Here is a 778-nt window from a genome sequence, read left to right as displayed (position 1 = left end):
GGACTCCGTCCCGCTAACGCGATTGGACTCCGTCCCGCTAACGCGATTGGACTCCGTCCCGCTAACGCGATCGGCATCCGCTGCTTCGGTGGCATGTCCATCATGTTCCCGAAAACTTTTGTTACCCTCGAAAAAGGCTACGCCTGCTGGGCAAACAGCTCAGCAGCCTTAGCTGAGCCCTAGTCCGTAGTTAGCAACACCAGCAAGGGATCCCGGTGAGCATGGTTTCCGCACCCTCCAGCCCAGTCCAGCCCTCGATGCCAGAGACGGCATTTCCTCCGCCACCGGATAAAGGCTACACCCGCTGCGCGAACAGCGACCTGGTCATCGAGGATGATGAGCCCGCGGACAGCATTCTCTCCAAAAAGCTGCAGCGCCTGCTCACCAGCGCTCTCTACGCCTCCTTCCAGCCCAAGGCCGAAGACACGGGGGAGCTGATCCCCTTTTTGGCCACAGCCAATATTGGCCTGTTCTCTGCCCTCAAACTGCCCCCCCTGATGCCCGATGTGACGCTCAGCCTGGAGGTGGCTCCCCCCGCCAGCTTTGAGCGCAAGGAAGATCGCACCTACCTGGTCTGGGAGATGGGTAAGCCGCCGGATGTGGTCATTGAGATTGTCTCCAAGCGCAAAGGGGAAGAGCTGGGCCGCAAACGCAAAGACTATGCCCGCGCCGGCGTCAGCTACTACGCGGTCTACGATCGCACAGCGGGCGTAGCCTCTCCCTTGCGGCAACTAAGGGAACTGCAGGGATCCCCTCTGGCCCTTTTTCAGCGGCGGGG

Annotated in this window: 1 protein-coding gene; it reads left to right on the top strand. The window is 61.1% G+C overall.

The window, feature by feature from the left end; all coding sequences use genetic code 11:
- Positions 1-221: 221 nt before the first annotated feature.
- Positions 222-778: Uma2 family endonuclease (locus NW820_RS13055; RefSeq protein ID WP_414407731.1), on the top strand; the 557-nt coding region annotated here is incomplete at its 3' end.

The organism is Synechococcus sp. R55.7, assembly GCF_047461955.1.
Classification (GTDB): Bacteria; Cyanobacteriota; Cyanobacteriia; order Thermostichales; family Thermostichaceae; genus Thermostichus.
This window is presented reverse-complemented; position numbering and strand designations above follow the sequence as displayed.